Annotated in this window: 17 protein-coding genes and 1 pseudogene; 7 read left to right on the plus strand and 11 right to left on the minus strand. The window is 39.8% G+C overall.

The window, feature by feature from the left end:
• Positions 1–176: 176 nt before the first annotated feature.
• The 9 genes from FD724_RS08305 to FD724_RS08345 form a co-directional block, all read right to left on the minus strand.
• Positions 177–1,832 carry a metallophosphoesterase gene (locus tag FD724_RS08305; protein ID WP_256874488.1) on the minus strand — a complete coding sequence of 552 codons (1,656 nt, stop codon included), beginning with the start codon at positions 1,830–1,832 and terminating at the stop codon, positions 177–179.
• Between the two features lie 229 nt (positions 1,833–2,061).
• Positions 2,062–3,321, minus strand: coding sequence for a glycoside hydrolase family 10 protein (locus tag FD724_RS08310; protein ID WP_179075447.1), 1,260 nt, complete (start codon positions 3,319–3,321; stop codon positions 2,062–2,064).
• A gap of 110 nt (positions 3,322–3,431) precedes the next feature.
• Positions 3,432–4,574, minus strand: a complete 1,143-nt coding sequence (locus FD724_RS08315; protein ID WP_179072271.1) for a hypothetical protein — start codon at positions 4,572–4,574, stop codon at positions 3,432–3,434.
• Between the two features lie 664 nt (positions 4,575–5,238).
• A complete protein-coding gene (locus tag FD724_RS08320; RefSeq protein WP_179072272.1) occupies positions 5,239–5,742 on the minus strand; it encodes a hypothetical protein in 504 nt (167 codons plus the stop codon).
• 624 nt (positions 5,743–6,366) lie between these two features.
• Positions 6,367–7,356: a toll/interleukin-1 receptor domain-containing protein gene (locus tag FD724_RS08325; protein ID WP_179072273.1), complete on the minus strand. Its 990-nt coding sequence runs from the start codon at positions 7,354–7,356 to the stop codon at positions 6,367–6,369.
• Positions 7,357–7,391: 35 nt separating this feature from the next.
• Entirely contained in the window at positions 7,392–8,138 is a 747-nt protein-coding gene (locus FD724_RS08330; protein ID WP_179072274.1) for a toll/interleukin-1 receptor domain-containing protein, read from the minus strand.
• Positions 8,139–8,401: 263 nt separating this feature from the next.
• Positions 8,402–9,304, minus strand: coding sequence for an ROK family protein (locus FD724_RS08335; protein ID WP_179072275.1), 903 nt, complete (start codon positions 9,302–9,304; stop codon positions 8,402–8,404).
• Between the two features lie 211 nt (positions 9,305–9,515).
• Complete coding sequence (locus FD724_RS08340; protein WP_179072276.1) at positions 9,516–9,725, minus strand: hypothetical protein; 210 nt, start codon at positions 9,723–9,725, stop codon at positions 9,516–9,518.
• A gap of 76 nt (positions 9,726–9,801) precedes the next feature.
• Positions 9,802–10,698, minus strand: coding sequence for an ABC transporter permease (locus FD724_RS08345; RefSeq protein WP_179075448.1), 897 nt, complete (start codon positions 10,696–10,698; stop codon positions 9,802–9,804).
• A 224-nt stretch (positions 10,699–10,922) separates the two neighbouring features.
• Here FD724_RS08345 and FD724_RS08350 point away from each other — a divergent pair, with 224 nt between their 5' ends.
• Positions 10,923–11,339 carry a XisH family protein gene (locus tag FD724_RS08350; protein WP_179072277.1) on the plus strand — a complete coding sequence of 139 codons (417 nt, stop codon included), beginning with the start codon at positions 10,923–10,925 and terminating at the stop codon, positions 11,337–11,339.
• Positions 11,327–11,662 (plus strand): XisI protein, encoded by a 336-nt coding sequence (locus FD724_RS08355; protein WP_179072278.1) that lies wholly within the window; start codon positions 11,327–11,329, stop codon positions 11,660–11,662. Before FD724_RS08350 ends, FD724_RS08355 begins: the two co-directional genes overlap by 13 nt.
• Before the next feature lie 52 nt (positions 11,663–11,714).
• Here FD724_RS08355 and trxB read toward each other — a convergent pair whose 3' ends face one another.
• Positions 11,715–13,085: a thioredoxin-disulfide reductase gene (gene trxB / locus FD724_RS08360; protein WP_179075449.1), complete on the minus strand. Its 1,371-nt coding sequence runs from the start codon at positions 13,083–13,085 to the stop codon at positions 11,715–11,717.
• Positions 13,086–13,159: 74 nt separating this feature from the next.
• Between trxB and FD724_RS08365 the strand changes: the two are divergent.
• The 5 genes and pseudogenes from FD724_RS08365 to FD724_RS08385 form a co-directional block, all read left to right on the plus strand.
• Positions 13,160–13,480: pseudogene (locus FD724_RS08365) on the plus strand (Uma2 family endonuclease); the annotation flags it as partial.
• 442 nt (positions 13,481–13,922) lie between these two features.
• Positions 13,923–14,450: a methyltransferase domain-containing protein gene (locus FD724_RS08370; RefSeq protein WP_179072279.1), complete on the plus strand. Its 528-nt coding sequence runs from the start codon at positions 13,923–13,925 to the stop codon at positions 14,448–14,450.
• A 165-nt stretch (positions 14,451–14,615) separates the two neighbouring features.
• Complete coding sequence (locus FD724_RS08375) at positions 14,616–15,947, plus strand: class I SAM-dependent methyltransferase (RefSeq protein ID WP_179072280.1); 1,332 nt, start codon at positions 14,616–14,618, stop codon at positions 15,945–15,947.
• Positions 15,948–16,299: 352 nt separating this feature from the next.
• Positions 16,300–16,848 (plus strand): type IV pilin-like G/H family protein, encoded by a 549-nt coding sequence (locus FD724_RS08380; protein WP_179072281.1) that lies wholly within the window; start codon positions 16,300–16,302, stop codon positions 16,846–16,848.
• A gap of 117 nt (positions 16,849–16,965) precedes the next feature.
• Positions 16,966–19,176, plus strand: coding sequence for an O-linked N-acetylglucosamine transferase, SPINDLY family protein (locus tag FD724_RS08385; RefSeq protein WP_179072282.1), 2,211 nt, complete (start codon positions 16,966–16,968; stop codon positions 19,174–19,176).
• 213 nt (positions 19,177–19,389) lie between these two features.
• Here the strand turns inward: FD724_RS08385 and FD724_RS08390 are convergent, their stop codons facing one another.
• On the minus strand, positions 19,390–21,528 hold the full coding sequence (locus tag FD724_RS08390; RefSeq protein WP_256874489.1) for a glycosyl transferase family 1: 2,139 nt from the start codon (positions 21,526–21,528) through the stop codon (positions 19,390–19,392).
• Between the last annotated feature and the right edge of the window lie 119 nt (positions 21,529–21,647).

The following is a 21,647-nucleotide window of genomic DNA, read 5'->3' on the forward strand; positions in this document are numbered from 1 at the left end:
AACTTCTTTCTTCTCTCTGTGTTCTCTGCGCCTCTGCGGTTCGTTAAAAAAATTGACTTTAATAATGAGCCATAACTGAACCGTATTAGCCTATAGCAATCCTTGATTATTTGCAAACAACAAGATCCCCGACTTATCGAATAAGTTGGGGAGCTAAATCCGCCGATTTTCACAAATCAAATAGGATTGCTATATTTCAACTTAAATTCATCAAACTTCACTACTTCCGAATCAGGATTGTGAGTGTCAAAGCGATAACTACTTATTGTCCCCGCCCCCGTATCAAAAATACTAAAAACCGTAATATTATTACTCGAAATATAAGGCATCGGCTTTGCATCTTCACCCAACAAAGGGGAAATTGTGGGTACTATTGGTTCCAAACCATTGGGATCGCCAACCTTAACATAATCCTCTTGATATCCAATTGGCACTTCTCGCTTTCTGTCACCCCAAGCAGCGCCGTAAGTATTGCCAACATTAGATGTTTCTAGAAAGTGCATTCCACTGGGACTAACAAAGCGATTCCACAAATGAGAATGCCCATAGAATACCAATTGCACATTAGCCGCTTCTAATAAAGGCACAACATCGCGGATAATATAATCTGCATCTTTCGGGTATTCGTAACGCACTGCTTTAATATTATTACCATCTCGTTCAACTATTTGAACAGGTTCTGTATAAGCAGGAACGATATTATCACCCAGAGTATGGGGAGGATGATGGAACATCACAACTTTGTATTTTGCTTGTTTAAATTCAGGGCTGTTGAGTTCTGCTTCTAGCCAATTATACTGCTTGCTTCCTTTAGCAATTGGCTCATAAATTAGCTGTCCATAACCCCAATTTTCAGGATTATTTAAATCGTTTTCAGCTTCCTGATATCTCCCTCTGCGCTTTCTATCTAAGTTGGGAGTTCGCCACATATTCGTAGCGTACAGTACCACTAAACGCACATCCCCAAAACTGACTGCATAATACCTTTTTCCACCCTCTTTACTTTTTGGTAAAGAGAAAATCTCTTCGTAGGTATTAGTATTAAAAGAATTATCTATTAAAGATTTGTCTCGATAAATTTTTTGAGCAACGACGCGGGGAATTGTATCATCAAATTCATCATTTAAACTTCCCATCCTGGCAAATCGCCCCATCACCTCATGATTACCAATGCAAGTAAACATGGGTGCGTGTTGAATTATTTGTCCACCAGTGTAGGTTGTCTTAATGTCGTTGTGCGTCATTTCATAAGTAGCACGACCTTGTAAGCCGGGAAACAACGCACCACCACTATTATCATCAAACCATTCTGAGGCGCGATCGCTAACATTGACTAAATCACCGGCAAACCAGACCCCATCAACTCGTCCAACTGTTTCTACCACCTTTTGCAGATTTGCTGCTGTCATCGGCTTTAATTGATGATCTGAGGTAAGTAAAATTTTTAGTGGTGTATCTGGTTTGGGAGTAGCCGCAAGGGTAAAAACATCACTGTTAATACTCTCGCCGTCTTCTCGCACACTCGTAACCCGATAGTTTAACCGCACACCAGGAGTTAACCCACCTACCTCAGCTTCATGTCGCCAAATGTCGCGCTGGACTGGTTTTTGATAAACTTCACCGTCTTTAGTTTGGTTTCCAACTCTTGATTGCTGGTCTTCACGAGTGCGACTGAGTTTAGTAGTATTTGCCTTAGCAGTTTGTTTAAGATTTTCACCATAAGTTACTGTGTGGTTAACACCAGCAAACTCAGTAAACCAAACTACTTGCACTGAGGTTTCAGTTGGCAGTTGTAAAAATGGATCGGTGAGCAGTTGGGGTGCTGATGTCATAATTGTTTGCCCAAATGAACGCACGCTTACCAGAGTAAGGCATATCACAAGCGCCAGCATAGCCACTAAGGAAATTTTACGGCTGTGTAAGCGTCTGATCATGAGTAACATCCCAAATTTTTAGAGTATTCACCGACTCAACGCTTCGCTCGTTTTCATAAAAAGCCGTGGAGAAATCGAAGTCATTAGTACCAATGACTAATGACCAATGACCAATGACTAATGACTCTTAACTAAATGGTTTCCAACCTGCTAGCAAATTCGGGTAAGCTACAGGTGTGGGGAAAATCTTCTGGAAGCCAGTTTGACGTTCTTGTGGCTTTTCTTTGCTCATATTCCAGAGGGATTCATAGAAAAAGAAAGAGACTCCAGCAAAATTGCGATCGCGGACTTTTTGCACTTGTGTCTGAATCTGTTGCATCGGCACAGATCGGTTTTTTAACCCAGCCAAAATGCCCACACTCACTGGAATATGGCTCTTTGCCGCTTTTACTTCTGGATATTCTAATTCGCTAACAAAAACATTCAAATCATCACGATATATCTGCAAAACTAAGTCTTCAATGATTCCCAACCGTTCCCACTTTTGCCAGTCCGCTAAAAAGAATTCGTAGGAAAAACGTTGAGGATTGGGTGCAATGGAAACTAGGCAATCTTTTTTAGTAGCTTTGATGGTTTTGAATACCCGTTTCATAAACTCGGTGATTTTGTTGGCTCTCCAACGCACCCATTCTGGATCTCTAAAATTTTTAGAGGGAGCTTTACCACGGTGTTCTTTTTTGTAAAGTGCCACTGTGTAAGCATCGTAACCTAATTCTGATGGTAAGCCAAAATGGTCATCAAATTGAATGCCGTCAATATTGTAGTTTCTGACAATTTCAACGATTAAATCTTGGATAAATTGTTGTACTTCTGGGCGAAAGGGATTTAGCCAAACACGGTTATGCGTGCCTTCTTTGACAATCCGAGTCCCGTCGCTGCGGCTAGTAAGCCATTGGGGACGATTTTTAGCTAATAGAGAATCGGCTGGTGCCATAAAGCCAAACTCAAACCAGGGAATCACTTTTAGCCCTTTTTGATGTCCCACATCGACAATTTCTTTGAGGATATCTCGCCCTTGCAATCCGGGTGTGGGATCGAGCGATCGCCCAATTACTTTTTGGGCAACTTTACTGGGATACAATGTATATCCCCAATTCCAAACCGCCGGATATATGGTGTTAAAATTGAGTTCATCAAGACGTTGCAAAGATCCCTTGAGGCGATCGCGCTCAAATAATACATCACTATCAATATTTGTTAACCACACCCCCCTTAGTTCAGATGCTAGTTTTGGCGGTAGATTAATTTGAGCGTTCAATGGGAACGATAGCATCACCGTAGCTACCACACTCAAGGTAACGATAATGGCAAATAACCCCGACTTTCTGCTTTGGCGAATATTCCACCAAGAATGAAACTCAACACACCACTTTACAAACCTTTTCATCATTTGGTTACAGACACGATCAAATTATGAACAATCAGCATGAATAGCGATCGTTTTGATTGTAAGCGCTAAAACAATCGCTATTTAATCTCATTGCTGAGGTTGATCATTTATTGGGCGCTGGCTACGAGTTGATTCCAAGCTTTGACTGCTGCTTGTAAATTCGTTGGCAGATTATTTCGAGAAATATCATTGTACTGAACTGTACCCTTTTGGCTGGTAAGAGTGAAGGTGATATAATCAGCAGCACCACTAGGGGCTGGGTAACTCAAATTTTGGAATTTACTAAAATTAGAGCGTTCCAAATATCTCTGAAATTGTTGCACCTGTTGCACAGAAACGCTGCGAACACTACGTTCAGAATCGTTAGCATCACCAATTCGCACGCGAATCAATCGCCCATCTTTTAGTAAGACAGTCTGGTAGGTTCTGCCAGCAAAACCGCCACTGGAGATTTGCCGAAATACTATATCTCGATCTAACGGTGGTGGTAACTCGCTAGCTGGAATTTGCACAGGGGTAAGTGTACCTTCGTTAGCCTTTTGATTCAGTCTGACTGCGGAACCTGTTTGATTAGTATGATAAACCAAGGTTTGGTCAACCGCACCAACAACTACTCGCCAGCCTGATACCAAATTTTGGGTACAGAGTTCATCAGCATTAGCTAATTCTAAACAGCCATTTCTCCAAGTTTGCTGTTGAGCCTGAATGATGGTTAGCTGAGAAATTGGCTGTTGCAAACGTCTGGATGCAGCTTGCAAAACAGCATTTTTTACAGACGCAGGTAATTCATCTGGCAGGTTGTTAGAGGGAGTATTTGCCGAAGCTAAACGTAGCGATCGCCCATTGTTATTGGTATGATAAACCCAATTTTGTTTGCCATTAGACACCACAATCCGCCAACCAGGAACTAATGCTTGGGTGCAGATTTCATCCGATTGAGGCAGTTCCAAGCAACCATTGCGCCAAGTCTGTTGACTATAATCAATAATTTGCAGTTGGCTAGTAAAAATTCCCTGTTTGCGGGCTAAATCTCGCAGTACCGCCTTAGCTACTGGACGTGGCAAGCGATTTGGTTTAATATTATCCTTAAGGACTTCATTGTTTGTTTCTAACGAAAAGTTAGCAGAAGCGCCCGTCGCATCTTTGATAAGCGTTAAACTGCTAGTTACAGACAAAATTCCAGTCAAAATCAAAGCAGTGAAAATTCGTGCTTGATTGGTGTTAAGGTATTTTTTCATCATGGTTTTCATCGTAATATAGCGATGTTACTCAAGAGTTATAGAACTGGGAAATAGTATCCAACCACGTATAGGCAATAAAATATATAATTCCAGTACTTCACCAGTTGGAATTAATTTAGTATATTTGTCCTAAAACAGATATAAATACAGACGCTGATGTACTAATTGTTTGTTCCTTATACAAATTCTGGATGAAAATTGCACTCAATCAAAACGCTCTATATCCCAATACGCTGGGGTTAAGCGCTATTTATACAAAATCGTGGGTTTTGAGACGCGATAAATCGCCGTCTCTACAAGTGTTTTGGTCTTATCTGAACTGTATGGCCCTATATCCTACGGCAATCTAGGAATAACTCAGAAGCGTTGCATTGGATAAAAAGTTTGTTCTGGATTCTCTTCCACGTCCCTATCTGGGAAAATAGCTTGTTTCGCTCCGGTGTAGAGGATGAGAACGAGGAAAAGCTTATGAAGCTAGGTTTTTAGGACTTATGTGTACACTATATCCTCGCATTACAGAAAAATGGAAGCAAGATTTTCCATATCCCATGAAAAGTTAGGGTAAGCGAAGGTTAAATAAAAGTAATTTTATAAATAATTGAACAGAACCGTAGTTTATATTTTGCTCGGCTCAACCTAGCATCTACAATATTTTGAGTAATATCAGGCAATATTAGGCGCTGATGGCTCGTTGTTCAGATTCAACTAACTGATTGTGAGGTACATCAAATCTAATAGTACTTGCTGCCCAGTCTTTGAAATCTGGTGCTAACCAGACTAGCTTGCGGAGAATTTCATCATTAACCCACAACATCAAGGGAAACCGAAACTGTTTCCGAAACTCATTTCGCATGATGTTAGTACTGATGATTAGTTGGTTAATTTCTACTACGGATTCTAAACCCCGTACCATCAAAGCTTCGGGTTGGGTAGCACCAATTGCACTTGTAATAGCTGTATACAATGTGTCAGCCGCAGGTGAGAGCAAGATTTCGTGGATATCTGTTGATGAAAATTCTGTTAACAGATTCAGCACTTGCTGCTGTCTTTCAACACTGTTACAACAAGCCAATATCAGTGAGAACTCCCCATCAGAAACCATCATCGCCCTTGCAAGCCTCTTAGTGGATGCTGTGCTGCTAACTTTGTCGTTTTCTGAATTATTTAAGCTGATCATTAAAAAATCCTGCTTTTAATTTTAAAAATATCTGAGCAATATTCAGTTATTCTACCCTATGTATTTTTATGCAAAAGTGTTAAGCGGGTAATTTATGATAATTTTTTCTCTTAAATTAACTCTAATACTACGGATTGCCTAACAAAAGAGGATATTCTGCATGATCTCACACTTATCAATTAAGGGATAATGTAAAGGTAGTATTAAAATCACGTAAGCAAAAGATAACGCAAGTAAAAGAAAGATGGGAAAAAATTAACAATTTAATTACACTATATTTTTATAAATTTTGGCATCTACCATTGGTTAAGTAATTATTTTTTATATTGAGTTAAAAAAATATTCAGTATTAGTCTAACAATAAATATTAGCAAGTGGGAAAAAATTTAATTCATCCTTTTGATAGAAATGTAGCTAGAAGATTCCTCTTTATTCGGAGGTCACGGAATTTTTAGCTTTATTAAGATTAGTTAAGAATATTTGAAATATAACAATTCATGAATTCAGACAAATGTGAAAGGGAAATACAACACGCTGAGTTTATTACGCATCATCAACAACAGGCGATGTCTACGACGAGCTATGCTAACGCACACCCTTGAGATGAATAAGACTGAGAATCTTCTACCCACCAAATAAACGCCCCCAAAAACCCTTCTTCTTATTTCTATAAATCTCTAAGTTTTTACGAAAAATAGTACTACTAGGGTTAAGGCAAACAGCTATTTCCAGTTCGGCGATCGCTTCTTCCAACTTTCCTTGATCGTACAGCGCTAACCCCAGGTTACGATGAGCGTTTGCATAGTTAGGGTCAATTAGCAAAGCTCTTTGGTAGACGGTGATCGCTTCTTCCAACTTCCCTTGATCGTACAGCGCTAACCCCAGGTTATTGTGAGCGATTATAGAGTTCGGGTCGATTAGCAAAGCTCTTTGGTAGGCGGCGATCGCTTCTTCCAACTTCCCTTGATCGTACAGCGCTAACCCCAGGTTATTGTGAGCGATTATAGAGTTCGGGTCAAGACGGAGGGCTGCTTTGTACTTGACGGCTGCTTTCTCGAACTTTTTAGCTTCGTACAAACGATTCGCTTCGTTTATCAAGCTTGTAACTTGATATTGACGTTCTTCCAGTTCTTGTGTTGTCTGTTTTGGGGGTGAGGAATTCGAGTTAGCAACTAATTGCGCCGCCTCTCGAATTCCTTTAACAACCTCCAAGAATGCCTCATCTCGATCATTCCAGCCTCCTTTTATCGGTTTGCGATTACTTGGCAGTGGGGACAATTGATTAATGGGAGGAGTTTCCCAATCCGTATAGCGTAGCAAGATTGGGATAACACGAGCCTTTTTAGTTGCATTCTGTTCTAAGGCTCGTGTAACTTCAATTGTCCAGTGATAATCAGAATCCATGAAATCAGGGCTAATTAGCAATAAGATCAGCCCAGCCTGGTTTAAATGCTGATCAATTTCGCCTTTGATTTCTTGTCCAGCGACGATTTTGCGATCGTTCCAACTTGTAATAATGTTTTCTCGACGCAAAGACGCTAAATGCTTCTCTAACTCTTGGCGTAGCGTCTCATCTTCCTGGTGGTAAGAAATAAAAACTTCAATAGATTTCATAGAGGATATGGCAGGCTGGCTGGTTTAAAAGACAACTACAATAGTTTTTGCTCGATTTCCTCAAGCTGTCGCTCTAATCTATTTTGTTCTGTTTTGGTATCCTGAATTTGCACTTCTAGCTTCAGCTTTGTAGATACATCCGTTTCAATGGCGTGTGCTTTACCCAGCAGTCCCAATTTTTTGCTCACGAAGTCATACTGTTCTTGCACTGAATCCCGTTCTTGCTCCCATCGCCGACGCTGGCGCTCAGTTAATACCCCACTTGTTCCAGAAGGGCTGGAAGTTGCAGGTGTAGTATTTTTAGCAGGAGTTAAGGAAGAAGTGTTTGATTTCGCCATTTCTTTAACTACTCTGCGAATCCCTTGAGCAACATTTAAAAAAGCCTCATCTTGATCTTGCCAGCTTGTGATAGGTTTAGCATTTTGAGGCAGTGCTTGCAGTTTACCAAAAGGTGCGCTATTCCAGTCGTCAACTGGCTTGAGAATAATGGGAATTACACGAGCTTCCCGCGTTTGGTGTCGCTCCATTGCCCGCTTCATTTCTTTGTCGTAGCAGTAATCTGAAGCCAGAAAGTTAGCACTCACTAACAGCAGAATGATATCTGCAATATCAAGATTATCATCTATCTCATTAGCCCATTCTCTACCAGCACTGATTTCGCGATCGTGCCAAGCTTCGATAACTCCCTGACGTTTCATCATGCTTAGATGAGTTGCCAATTCGTCACGCAAGGCTTCATCTTTGTGGGAGTAGGAAAAGAATACTTTAACTGTATTAGACATATTCTTGGTTCAATATCATCACATTACTGTACATGAATATACAGTTGAACTTTTCAACGATAAAAGCCCAAACAAAGAATTATGATTAATACCCTGTAATTAAATTCACAGATCCCCGACTTCTTTGAAAAGTCGGGGATCTTATCTCTCACGAATGATTAAGTAGGGCTGATCAAAGCAAATTATTTTGCGATCGCTATTCACCAATTCTCAAAGCAAATAAAGCGATCGCCAAACTATATGTATAACTGAGATTACACAATCTAAAATCTCGAATAGTGTTGTAATGCCAGCCTTGCTGCACCCACGATCCCAGCAAAATTGCCTAACTCTGCTGGCAGAATCTGTAAACCATCTCGTGATAAAGGCTGCACCCGCTTCTCAATTTCTGCCTTCACTGCTGGAAAGAAAAACTCAAAGCTGCCACTTATACCGCCACCAATAACGATCGCTTGCGGTGTGAGTACATAAATCAAACTCGTCAAGCCAATGCCCAAATTTTTACCATATTCTTGCCAAAAAGTCAATGCTTCGGGATCTCTTTGTTGAGCAAGAATACCCAATTCGATGGGTTCTTTGAGAGTGCGGCGACGAATGGCAGTAGCAGAGGCATGTTGTTCTAAAGAGCCTTGATTGCCACTATTACAAATTGGCCCATTAGGATTTAATGAAATTAAACCCAATTCCCCGGCTGCTCCCTGATGTCCAATAAATAGTTTGCCATCGAGGATAATTGCGCCACCAACCCCAGTTCCTAAAGTTAGGAGAATCAGATTTTGAAATTGGCGACCGGCTCCTAGCCAAGCTTCTCCCAAAAGAGCGCAGTTGGCATCATTAGCGATCGCAGTCGGTTTGCCAGTTTTAGCTTCTAACCAGTCTGCTAAAGGTACATCAATCCATCCAGGTAAGTTAATGGCGATTTTAGCGATGCGTCCTGCTGTATCAGAGGGGCCAGGAGTCCCAACACCAATAGCAACAGTTTCATTATTTGGATCAATTTGCGCGATCGCATCTACCAGCACCGCCAGCACGGCCTCCGGCGTTGTCGGCTGGGGAGCCGCCATAGTCAAAGATTGCAGACAAGTTCCATCGGCTGTAAACCGCCCCAGCTTAATTGCTGTTCCCCCCACATCAATGCCAATTACTTGAATTTTGTCATTTGTCATTTGTCATTTGTCATTTGTGATTGGGCATTGGTGAACAGCTATTCCCTCAGGGCGAACGCACGGGATTTCTGAAACCCTTGCTGGGCAAGGATCTTGATGAAAAAATAGGCTAAATTAAAAAACGCCAAAACCCTTGCTATTAAAGGATTCTTATACTTTAGATGCGTTTGCCCTGGCTATTCCCTATTCCCTATTCTCCAGTTCATTTTTTTCATCCGCGATCTGTTCGCGTAGCATCTCCGCCTGGAAGAAGACGCGAAGCTTTCAACTCCGATTTCTGTAAATTAGCAAAAGTCGTGGTGCGGAAACTCGATTGTTCCTGCCAAGCTGTAACTGGCGCACCTCTTAAGATGCCAGCAAGGGCAACAGAAAGGAGAAACCCACCAGTAGCGGCGGCAATTAACGTCAGGTTATCTTTCACACAAATCTCTCCAGTTATCAAATTACTAGTTATTAATGATTAGCCCGTTGACTGATAAGTGTCCACTGTTTACTAACTATTTTCGGATTCTATTTTCTCTCCGTAATCGGGGATTGACAAATTCGTTTAACCCCTCACCAAGTAGTGATAACCCTACCACCATGAATGTCATGGTTAAACCAGGGAAAAGCGTAGTCCACCAAATGCCAGTAGGTAGAGCTTCTAGGGCTTGTTTTAAATCATGTCCCCATTCTGGCACTTCTTCGGGAAGTCCTAGCCCCAAAAAGCCCAAACCTCCCAACACCAAAATTGCATCAGCAGCGTTGAGTGTAAAGAGGACGGGTACGCTTTGAATGACGTTGAAAAATAGATAACGAGAAAGCACAACCCAAGTGGAAGCGCCCATTGCTTGAGCTGCTTCGATGAAGACTTCAGTTTTCACGCTAACAGTGTGGTTGCGAACAACGCGGTAATATTGGGGGATGTAGGCAATGCTAATAGCGATCGCTGCATTTAATATCCCACGCCCCACCACAAACGCCAGTGTCACAGACAGCAGTAGCCCCGGTAAAGTGTAGATGCTATCCATCAAAAACAGCAACACTTTATCCAATTTACCGCCGAGATAACCACTCAGCATCCCCAGAGGCACACCGATAATCATACTCAGTGCTGTTGCCAAGATCACCACCTGCAAAGCAGCTTGAGCGCCGAACAATGTCCGGGAGAAGACATCATAACCCAGGCGACTAGTGCCAAACCAATGTTTAGCTGAGGGTGGCTCGTGAATTGGATTAGAGAGAAAATCTTTCGGGTTTTGCAGCCATCCCCAAGCCTGGAATAGGGGAGCGAAGAATGCCAGGAAGATGAAAAATAGGGTGATGGCTAACCCAATGAGCATGAGTTTTTGGGAAAGATTGGAACTTTTGCCAAACTGTAAAAATGTCGGTAGTCGCCGTTTTGTAATGGCCATAAAGCGATCGCCTGGATCAAAGCTTGATACGCTGACCATTTTACATATCAGATAGGTTATTGCGTAAATATTCTGGATAAAAGTCCGGCTGCTTCACGGTATATACAGAGTTAGACTGAGGTAGAGATGAGACTATGCCTTATTTTTGCTAGAGATAAATTACCAGCCAGTGTTACCACAAAGTTTAATTATTCCAAGTAGAAAAAATTTTAATATGCTTTGATATGCCTGCAAGAGATATTTATCATGATGCTGTTAAGAATGCCTTAATTCAAGAAGGCTGGATAATTACAGATGACCCTTTACATTTAAAGTGGGGTCAAAAAGATATGTATGTAGATTTAGGAGCTAAACAACTCTTAGCCGCAGAACAAGGGTGTAAAAAAATAGCTGTAGAAATTAAAAGTTTTGTCAGCCCCTCAGAAATGGGAGACCTCAAAGATGCTATTGGAGGATTTATCATGTATCGTGCTGTTATCCATCGTCTGGAACCAGAAAGAACATTATATTTGGCAGTACGGGACAGCGTATTTACAGCTTTGTTTGAGGAACCAATTGGTACACTTTTAATAGAAACTGAGAATCTCAAGTTACTCGTTTTTAATCCAGAAACTGAGAGGATTATCCAATGGATACCTTAGATATTTATCGACGGATCATCAAAGAGGTATTAGTACCCTACACACAAATTCCTTATTCGCACGCAGCTATTGAATGTAAAGCAGTATTTGATAGCGAAAATGACAGTTATTTGCTGATAACTTTAGGCTGGGATGGTGTAAAGCGAATTCACGGTTGCTTAGTTCACATTGATATTATTGATGACAAAATTTGGGTGCAACGGGATGACACAGAAGATGGTATTACCTACGAATTGGTAGCAGGAGGAATTCCGAAAGAGAAAATTGTCTTGGGATTTCACCCGCCAAATGTTAGGCAACACACAGGATATGCTATTGCCTAACTTATTAAGGCTACCATTTAAGCCAACTGTAGCGGGTTATTGGGCAGAGTCCCTAAAGATTACTTTCAATTAACTGGCGATATTCGGTTTTTTGCTTCACGCCTTTAACTTCCTTCACCAGTTCCTTGTTTTTGAACAATTGAACCGTTGGAGTTCCTGTCACACCAGCATTTTCAGCAATATCTCGGTCTTTGTCGATGTCAATTTCTACAAAATGAATTTTGCTGTCAAATTCATCCACCACTTTATTTAAAATTGGCTTCAGGGTATGACAAGGGCCACAACCAGGAGAGACGTATTTAACTAGGAGTAAGCGATCGCTTTCATGAAACAATTTCCGTAAAGCATAACCTCCCTCATGGCGCGTTCCATTCAAATTAAATCCAGCTTCTTCCTCGGCTTCAGTCTTTTTGGCTGGCTGATGTTCTAATTCATTGTCTGCTGTTTCTGGCTGTTGATGGAATTCTTGAATCAAGCCACTGGATGACAACCAACGTTCTGCTAACATCGCCGCCATACAGCCAGTACCCGCAGCTGTAATTGCTTGGCGAAACTCATGATCTTGTACGTCACCGGCTGCAAAAACGCCTTCTACGCTGGTTTCCACAGAACCGGGTTTAGTGACAACATAACCTACCTCATCCAGTTCTAGTTGCCCCTTAAATAAAGAGGTGTTGGGACTGTGACCAACGGCGTAGAATAAACCCTTAGCGTGCAGTTTGCTTTCTTCACCAGTTTTAGTATTGCGGATTTTCACCCCTTCCATGTGACCGTTACCGAAGATATCCACGGCTTCTGTGTTCCAATGGACCTGGATTTTTGGGTTGCTCAAAACCCTGTCTTGCATAGCTTTAGAAGCCCGCATTTTATCGGTGCGTACTAACATATTTACCTTAGAACCGTATTTGGTGAGGTAAATTGACTCTTCCGCCGCCGAGTCACCAGCACCAATTACAGCTAATTCTGCGCCGTGAAAAATTGGTGTTGCACCATCGCAAATTGCACAAGCGGAAATACCCCGACTCCAGAATTCATGTTCGCTGGGTAAACCCAAACGCTTTGCTGTCGCACCCGTAGCAATGACAATGCTATTGGTTTTAATTTCCCTTTCTTGCGATCGCACTGTAAATGGACGCTGACTCAAGTCGACTGATATAACATCTTCAGTATATAGTTCCGCTCCCCAGCGTTCCGCCTGCGCCTTCATCTGATCCATCAGTTCCGGCCCAGTGATCCCTTTGGGAAACCCTGGAAAGTTCTCAACTTCCGTTGTTGTCATTAATTGTCCACCAGGTAAACCCCCGGCTTGGAAACCTTCAAATACAACGGGTTTCAGGTTAGCACGTCCGGCATAGATGGCAGCTGTATACCCTGCTGGCCCAGAACCGATAATTACTAAGTTTTCTACTGTGGGGTTAGTCATGACCATATATAAACTCATAACGACTACGTTTAATATAGCATAACAAATTGTGATTGGCTATGCCAGATGGTAAGCGATCGCCTGATGTGTCTTTTGTTAAAGCTGATCGCCTCAAGAAGACCAAGCGCGGCTTTGTAGAGTTAGTTCCAGACTTGATGGTTGAGATTAAATCTAAAAGCGACAGAATCAAACCGCTTGAAGAGAAGATTCAGCTATTTTTGCAACTTGGGTCTACAGTGGGCATATTGATTGACCCTGACAAATTGACGGTAACGGTTTATCGAATAAACCAAGCTCTGGTGGTAATGCAGAATGGCAGCACACTCACACTACCAGACTTGCTACCCGGTTGGGAACTGGCAATATCAGAGTTGTGCCCACCTGAGTTTGAGTAAGGCACTTTCACAATCGAAGTTGAAAATCTAGCCCTTGGTTAACACCAGTGGCTCAGTAATGTTTGTGCCCTTTTGTCTGGATGCAAGAATTATCGCCACGAGCAAAAACGCCTTCCACACTGGTTTGTACAGAACAGTGTTTACCCACAATGTAACTTATCTGATCCAGTTCTAATTGACTCTTAAATATTGTGATAGAAATCCTCGTAAGTTGGGAATACTCAAGATTGGGCGTGCCGCTAGCTTGGACAGCGTGGCAAATGTTTGCAGGTATGTCTTAGCTGTCAACAAGAGTTGGCGTAACGGTGGGGAGCATCAGAGCAAAGTTAGTATGAGGAGCAATTTCAATGCCCAGTCCAACATCTGATTTTTTCTATAAAAGTTTTAATGCTTGACCCACAATAGGTAGAAAAAACGATACAGAGTAGCAAAATACAAAAAAATGACAGATATTAAACTTCATATTGGTGGACATCAAACACATCCAGACTGGAAAATATTCGATATCGAACCTCGTCCAGAAGTAGATTATATTGGGAACGCATCTGATTTAAGTCAATTTGAAAGTAATTCAATTGCCGCAATTTATGCCAGTCATGTTCTAGAACATTTTTATCATGCAATAGATAATGAGCTAATCAATACATTAACAGAATGGCATCGTGTTCTAAAACCAGGTGGACAACTTTTTATTAGTGTTCCCGACTTAAATACATTGTGTTGGCTTTATCTTTTTCCAGGAATTAAATTAGTTGATCGTTTATATTTAATGCAGATTATATTTGGGGCGCAAACCAATATATATGATGTTCACAAAGTAGGATTTGATTTTGAAATCTTGGCTGTATGTTTAGAGCAAGTTGGTTTTACCAAATATCAACAAGTACAAGAATTTGATTTATTTAATGATTCCAGTAAAATACGTGTTTCAAGTATACTTATTAGCCTAAATGTAATTGCTAGTAAATAAAAATTTCAAATTCAAATCAACCTTTTATTTAATATATAATAGGCGTTAATTTTTAAATTATTGCCAAAAATGGTAGCTTTTGACCGTCAATGTTTTTACAGACAACCTAAAGAAATAGCCCAATCTAGTTTATCCATCTAAAAACTACTACCAGGAGCAACTTTAATGACCAGTCCAGCATCTGATTTACTAGATAAAATTCGTCAACAATTTGACACTTCTCCCTATCCGAGAGTTCCTCTTGATAAATCTCCTAAAGATAATTCTAATTTACTTTACATTCATAACTTAATTACACCTTACTATTTAAGGAATCAAAAAGTTATCGATACCAAAGATAAAGTAATTTTGGATGCTGGATGTGGTACTGGTTATAAATCATTAGTCTTGGCAGAAGCTAATCCAGGTGCAAAAATTGTTGGTATTGACATATCAGAAGAATCAATTAAATTAGCACAGCAACGCTTAGAACATCACGGATTTGACAATGCAGAATTTCATGTATTGCCAATACAGGAATTACCAAAGCTAGATTATCAATTTGACTATATTAATTGTGATGAACTTCTATATCTTTTTCCTGATTTAGCTGCTGCCTTGCAAGCAATGATATCTGTTTTAAAGCCTAATGGTATAATTCGTAGCAATCTGCATAGTTCAATCCAGAGATTTCCTTATTTTCGCGCTCAGAAAGTCTTTAAAATGATGGGTTTGATGGACGAAAATCCACAAGACTTAGAAATGGAAATTGTAGTAGAAACAATGAAAGCTTTGAAAGATAATGTCGAACTCAAAGCTAGAACTTGGAATTCTAATAAGTATGAAGGAGAGAACGGAAAAGAAGGAATTTTAATGAATTACTTATTTCAAGGAGATAAAGGTTACACCATTTCTGATATGTTTACGGCTTTAAAAGTAGCCGATCTAGAGTTTATCAGTATGGTTAACTGGCGACAGTGGGACTTAATAAATTTGTTTAAAGAACCAGATAATTTGCCTGCTTTTCTGGGCATGAGTTTACCAGAAATTTCTATAGAAGAGCGGCTACAGTTATTTGAACTAATACATCCTATTCATCGGCTGATTGACTTTTGGTGCGGTCATTCTAATCAAGTACAGACTTTTATGCCAGTTTCACAATGGGCTGACTCTGATTGGCAACTAGCAAAGGTGAGTCTGCATCCTCAGTTAAAAACTCGTGATTTCCAAGAAGAACTCTTAGCCTGTATTACAGAATTCAGAATATTTCCTATCAGCAACTATTTATCATTAGTTGAGGAATTTGTAGGGATAGATAGCTCATTAGCATTTTGCTTAATACCTTTATTAGAACAATCCCAGCCGATGAAGTTCTTAGTAGAGCGCTGGAAACAATTTAGACCTTTAGATCCTATAACCTTAAAGCCTACAGATGAAGAACAAGCTTTTCAGATGGTGAAACAGCTGTTACTGATGCTGGAGAGTTTTGGTTACGTAATGTTGGAACGCCAATCCTAAGCAAGTATGTATAGTACATTCCAACCTGTCAACTCTCCCATAGAGTCTTCGTAAGTTGGAAAAGGGCTGAAGTGATCTTTAATAACCCGCAACCAGTATCAATCATATCTCCCCAGATGGCTTCAACAGTAGATTTCTTTAACTGAATAATACCGAGATTGGAGGGTCTGCAACTGATATAACCCTTTCTATATAAGGAAAATAGCCTAATAATCTAGCAAGATCGCCATATAAATAAAAACATATTTGAATAGTTGAAAAAATTTTTGAGATGGGGTGATATGAAACCAAATACGAGTGGGTAAGTTATATCTAGAACACACAACCACTTCCTACACCAGGGAAAACACTTATGAAAACCGAATTGAAAGCAAAGTTTCTCCAACACATCATCGGTAAAAAGAAGGAAAACGAAGGTTTCACACTTATTGAATTACTAGTAGTAATTATCATTATCGGTATTTTGTCTGCGATCGCACTACCTTCTTTCTTGAACCAAGCTAACAAAGGTAAGCAGTCAGAAGCTAAACAGTATACTGGTTCCATGAACCGCGCTCAACAAGCATACTTTTTAGAAAATGCTGCATTTACTACTAGTATGGATCAGTTAGGACTTGGTATTAGAACCCAAACTGAAAATTATGTTTACAAGGTGGCCGGGGATACTACTCTAGTTACCAATAATGGTTTATCTCTCAAAGCACCTCTCAAATCCTATGCAGGGGTTGGTGTTAGATCAATAGTATTATCTACCAGTGAAGCAACTACTCTAGCTGTGTTATGTCAATCGGATGCTGTTGGTTCAAATGCTGTAACAGCTAGTGTCTCTGGAACAGCGTCAGCAGTTTCCCCAACCCAACCAACATGTCCCACTGGTTTTTCAGAGTTGACATCGAAGTAAAAACTGGATTTATATATCTAATTGCAAGCTTTATAAAGTGGGTAGTTTAAGCTACCCACTTTAATTTTGTTCTCAATTCTGGGAATAGTACTAGTACTATCCTAAAAATTATTGATTATGACTTCTGTGCAAATCCCTACTAACATCACCCCATCAGAGCAGCAAGCCCAGCAGTATTTTATCAAAGGTAACTATACTCAAGCTGCTAGCTGCTATGAACAAGCTATCGAAACAGAACCAGAAGTGAAATCTCACTACTGGAACTTAGGATTAATGTTGCTATTGCAGGGACAAGAAGCAGAAGCACAGATGACTTGGCTGCTGGGTATGGAAGAAGGTGAAGCCGAACAAGTTGAGCAATGGACTGTGGAATTGATAAAGGTTCTGCAAACCGAAGCCGAACGCAGAGAGACACTGGCAGATTATTCAGTTGCTTGGGCAATTCGCCAACATATACGAGAAATTTCTCCTATATATGTGAATAATCTTCTGTATTTGATTGAGCTATCTATCAAGCTAAGAACTTTTACTGGTGATGAATTAACTTCCCTAGAGGTAATTGAGTTAATTCAGTCAGAAGCAATTATAGATATTGAGTTATTGTTGCAAGTATTGGGGAGTATCATCAATGATGACCCTTTGCATCCCTCTGTTTTAGAGTTTGTAGAATGTTGTCTAACCCATATTAATGAGCCTCAATCTTTCATTAATATTTTGCTGCCAGCAGCAGTTAAAATTATCTATTCTATGCGGCAAGCTAAAGTAGCAATATCATTGGTTGAGCTATGTTTACGGCTGGAACCTGAAAATACAGAACTTCTGCGCCATCTCGCTGCCTTTTATATAAGAGATTACAATTATTATCAAGGAATAGAAATTGCTAAACTATGCTATTCACTTTCAAAGAGTTTAACCGAGAAAATCTTTGCTAAACACTTAATACAGCGAGGATTAATGGAATGTACTGGTTATTGGAATGAAGCTTGTACAGTTTTCCTAGAGCAAGAATTTTTAATTAATTCTTTAATAGAAGAACAACCTATCAATGTTGAATCAGCTAGCGTTCTACGTCTATTTAATGCTAACTATTATGCCCCTTATTTACAAGATAATCCGCATAAAAATAGACAAGTTCAGAATCAATTGGCGCAGCTTTGCCAGCTTAATGTGCAAGAATATGCCACTGAAAAACTTCAGCGATATAAACAACGTAGTTCACATAATATAAATAAGAAAATAAAGATTGGCTACTTATCTCATTGTTTATCTAGGCATTCAGTTGGCTGGTTAGCTAGGTGGCTAATTCAACACCATACCCGTGAACAGTTTGATATTTATGGCTATTTTATAAATTATAAACAGGTAGATGATTCGTTGCAAGAATGGTATATCCAGCAATTTAATCAAGCTTATCTAGGGGGACTTTATAGTGATGACATTGCTGAAAAAATCTCCGAAGATGAAATTGATATTTTAATCGATTTGGATAGTATTACTCTAGATATTACTTGTGAAATAATGGCGCTTAAACCTGCACCTGTACAAGTAACGTGGTTGGGTTGGGATGCTTCGGGTATACCAGCAGTTGATTACTTTATTGCTGATCCTTATGTTTTACCCGATTCTGCTCAGGAGTACTATACAGAAAAAATCTGGCGATTACCGCAAACTTATATAGCGGTGGATGGTTTTGAAATCGGTGTACCAACTTTACGACGGGATTCTCTAGATATTCCTAGTAATGCTGTAGTTTTTCTGAGCGCTCAAAGAGGATTTAAGCGCCATCCTGATACAGCACGGCTGCAAATGAAAATTATTAAGGAAGTGCCTAATAGCTATTTTTTAATTAAAGGGATAGCAGATTCTGAAGCTGTGCGGAAATTTTTTATGCAGTTAGCAGAAGAAGAGGGTGTAGAGTATTCACGTCTACGATTTTTAGACTTAGATCCTTCTGAGTCTGTCCACAGAGCAAATTTAGCCATTGCTGATGTTGTATTAGATACTTATCCTTATAACGGCGCGACGACAACCTTAGAAACACTTTGGATGGGTATTCCCTTAGTAAGCAGAGTTGGACAGCAATTTGCCGCCCGAAATAGCTACACCATGATGATAAATGCTGGTATCACAGAAGGTATTGCGTGGACTGATGAAGAGTATGTAGAGTGGGGTGTGCGTTTGGGGAAAGATGAAGCTTTACGCCAGCAGGTGGCTTTGAAGTTGAAAGCATCTCGACAAACAGCACCACTATGGAATGGTAAGCAGTTTACCCGTGAAATGGAGAAAGCTTACCAGCAAATGTGGCAAAGGTATATTGAGAAAAAATAAGTTCGTAGTGAGGGCTTCAGCTCTCACTACGAACTTATTACAGCAACTAAAAACCCCTCTCCAAACCTCTCCCCGAAACGGAGAGAGGCTTTGAATCTTACTCCCCTTCCCTTGTAAGGAAGGGGCTGGGGGTTAGGTCTGTATTAGACTCAACCCAGAAGTGCTATAGGCAAAACAACCCAAGCACAAATTATTAAGTTTGTAGTGAGCGCTTCAGTGCTTACTACAAACTTCTTTATAGAAGGCTTCTAAACCTTCGACACAAGCTTTATCATCAAAAAGACGATCGTGATTTTGGCTCATTCTTTCAGCAATAGCGCCTCGCCAAGCTTGATCTAGTCCTAATTTGACAGCAATTTCAATATATTCGGCTTCGTTTTGAGCGATGGTATCCGTCACCCCTAGCATTTTTAAGAAGCTCTCAGAATGACGACCCCGCATAAATTCTCCAGGACAGGTGACAATGGGAAGATTACAAGCGATCGCTTCTAAAGTAGTATTACCACCAGACCAAGTAAATGTATCTAGATAAACGTCTGAAAGTAAGTTAATCATTAGATAGTCTAGCCGCTCTGGAATGCTGAGGAATACACAATAATCCTCACTGTCAAGTCCAACAGCAGTAAAAGCACGCTTTAAACGTGGCTCAAGTAAAGTACCACGCAAAAACACAAATTTAGCTTTAGGAAGACGACGAGCAATTTCCGCAAAAATAAAATCATATTGCGGTAGGTATTTAAAAGGAGCTTGACAACATAAGTAGATGACTGCATCATCTCCTAACCCAAAATCTGAACGGGTTTTAATAACAGGAGGAATATATGGTTTAGGGTAAGAAACTCCAATGTTGGGTAAGCGAATTAATTTTTCTGAATAATGTTCTTGGGCATTTTCGGGTTCCATTAACTCGCTAGATAAAAAGTAATCAATTGTGGGTAAGCCAGTCGTTACCGGATGTCCCCAAGCCACGCATTGCAAAGGCGCAAGCCGCAGACCGGCCATTTGCATGGTTTGTGCGTCCATACCTATTTCAGGAAAGACTAAGATATGCAATTTATCAACAATTATCTGTTCACAAGCGGCTGATAAGTTATAAGGAATATGGTGAAAAACATCGCTGTAATTTTGGAACTGTTGGGTAACAGGATCTGGCTCGTTTCCTGTGTAGTAGCAGTAAATTTCAAAGTTTTGGCGATCGCAGTAACGTAACCAGCCAGTTAACCAAAGTGTGCCACTATAAGAATGCAGGTAATGTGAAGCATAACCAATACGAATTTTTTGATTAGGCTGAAGCTTAGGCATAGGTAAAGGAACTACCCATTGTGGATAGTTAGCTGCCATAATTTCATGTACTAACTTTCCATACTGGCATTGCAAATCTATATCATTTTGTGCTTGATATGATAGGTAAAAATTTGTGAGGCGGCCTATACCTGCTAAAGCACTTTGTTGCTCTTGTGTAGTTTTCAGATATGTTTGCTGAATTAAATCTTGCAGTCCTTGAATAAAGCGCTGGCGATAGAAGTTAATTTCTTCTTGATTTTCGTATATTGATGGAACTGTTAAATATTTGAGAATTTTAAAAGTGTAATCATTCGGTAAGCATTTAGCCGCATTCTCTGCACTTAATATAGCTTCTTGAATACGTCCATTACGCCGCAAGTCGATGATTAATGAAAAATGTAATCTTCCTTCTTGAGGGTAAAGTTTAATTCCTTGCTGAAGAGTGTTAAAATATTGTTCTAGCAGGTTTAAATGTCTATAGCAATAGCTTAAGTTACAATAAATATCTGCATCAACTACTTGAATTTCTAAAAGTTTTTGATATTGTGCGATCGCTTCTTTCCATCTGCCCTCTTGAAATAATCTAGTGCATAAATCAAAAACTAATTGCCCAATATGTATATTATGGAATTTTTCTATTTTATAAGCTGGGATCTTCTCTATTATAAGTAATGCTAAACCCTCCAGATTTTCATGTTGTAAAATAATTCGACCGTGGAGGAAAGGAATTATAGCTCTTAGTTCAATTTCATCTAAATTTCCCAGCAGAGAAATTTCACATTCTACAGTAATATCAAAATTTTCTGTTAGTAGCAGATTCATCGCTACAGTAGATAGAACTAAATTGGCATCATCTTCAGAAATACCATTAGTATTTATAAGTAACGTTATCTGATTACTATCAGAATGATTGATTACTGTTTTAATTACTTGCTCTAATTCTATAATTAGCCCCTCTTCTAATTGTGACCAATCAGGAAGAATTATAATATTGATATTTCCCTCTTTCACAGTTAATGCGTCTGAAATAGATACTTCCACTGTGTTAATTAAATTATTTTGCTTCACGTTTAAATTACCTTTAATTAGCTAATACATATATTTAATACAAAGCATTTAAAAACTAGAATTTATTTTTAAAAAGTATAAACTAAAATATTTACAACTAAAAATAAAATCATTCAAAG

Origin of the sequence: Nostoc sp. C057 (genome assembly GCF_013393925.1) — a bacterium.
GTDB classification, from domain to species: Bacteria; Cyanobacteriota; Cyanobacteriia; order Cyanobacteriales; family Nostocaceae; genus Nostoc; species Nostoc muscorum_A.